The following is a 1226-nucleotide window of genomic DNA, read 5'->3' as shown; positions in this document are numbered from 1 at the left end:
AACCAGCGATGGTGAGCGAATCCCAGAAAGTACGTCGTAGTCCGGATTGGAGTCTGCAACTCGACTCCATGAAGTCGGAATCGCTAGTAATCGTGGATCAGAATGCCACGGTGAATACGTTCCCGGGCCTTGTACACACCGCCCGTCACACCATGGGAGTGGGCTGCACCAGAAGTAGATAGCTTAACCTTTCGGGGAGGGCGTTTACCACGGTGTGGTTCATGACTGGGGTGAAGTCGTAACAAGGTAGCCCTAGGGGAACCTGGGGCTGGATCACCTCCTTAACGATATGACCTGCTGTTTTATGCAGTGTCCACACAGATTGCTTGGTCGAAATGTAAGAGAGCGCGAATGTTGCCCAACAACATTCGCAAGAAATACTTAGTCCCATTCGTCTAGAGGCCTAGGACACCGCCCTTTCACGGCGGTAACAGGGGTTCGACTCCCCTATGGGACGCCACGGGTCGTTAGCTCAGTTGGTAGAGCAGTTGACTTTTAATCAATTGGTCGCAGGTTCGAATCCTGCACGACCCACCATTCTTTCTCACGAAGGAATTCAAACTATCGTGGGCGATTAGCTCAGTTGGGAGAGCACCTCCCTTACAAGGAGGGGGTCACTGGTTCGAGCCCGGTATCGCCCACCATTTTCTCTTTTGAGAAAACTTCTACCAAAGAAGTAAAACGTTGGGGCTATAGCTCAGCTGGGAGAGCGCCTGCCTTGCACGCAGGAGGTCTGCGGTTCGATCCCGCATAGCTCCACCACTTTCTAAATGCATTCTGATGAGTGTGATTAGAAAGTGGTTTTTTTGTCTCTTTGGAGGTAGTGAAACACAATGCTCTTTAACAATCTGGAAAGCTGACTAGTAAATTTAATGTTTCGTCGCTTCGATTACTGATTTTCTTACTTTTTTTTTTATCGAAGAGGTAAGAACGAGTTCTCAAAACAAACACATTCAAGTGTCTTGTGTAAGAGTCCGGCGAAAACAAATAATTCTCTTTTANTAGAGAGTGAACCTTGGTTGTTGCCATACTGAAACCTCTTGGGGTTGTATGGTTAAGTGACTAAGCGTACACGGTGGATGCCTGGGCAGTCAGAGGCGATGAAGGACGTATTAACTTGCGATAAGCGTAGATTAGGCAGTAAAAGCCACTTGAGTCTACGATTTCCGAATGGGGAAACCCAGCTGCATAAGCAGTTATCGTTACATGAATACATAGTGTAACGA

The 1226-nt window shown here is 47.8% G+C and carries 4 tRNA genes and 2 rRNA genes; all 6 read left to right on the top strand.

From position 1 onward, the window contains the following. Positions 1 to 284 (top strand): 16S ribosomal RNA (locus tag L4D09_RS00285); the annotation flags it as partial. A 100-nt stretch (positions 285 to 384) separates the two neighbouring features. Then, positions 385 to 460, top strand: a tRNA-Glu gene (locus L4D09_RS00280). Position 461: 1 nt separating this feature from the next. Next, positions 462 to 537: transfer RNA gene (locus L4D09_RS00275), tRNA-Lys, on the top strand. A 31-nt stretch (positions 538 to 568) separates the two neighbouring features. Then, a tRNA-Val gene (locus L4D09_RS00270) sits at positions 569 to 644 on the top strand. 42 nt (positions 645 to 686) lie between these two features. Next, positions 687 to 762: transfer RNA gene (locus tag L4D09_RS00265), tRNA-Ala, on the top strand. A 290-nt stretch (positions 763 to 1052) separates the two neighbouring features. Then, positions 1053 to 1226, top strand: a 23S ribosomal RNA gene (locus L4D09_RS00260); the annotation flags it as partial.

It is taken from the genome of Photobacterium makurazakiensis (genome assembly GCF_050336715.1).
GTDB lineage: Bacteria > Pseudomonadota > Gammaproteobacteria > Enterobacterales > Vibrionaceae > Photobacterium > Photobacterium makurazakiensis.
Note: the sequence above shows the minus strand (reverse complement) of the source record. Positions and strands in the feature narration are given on the sequence as shown.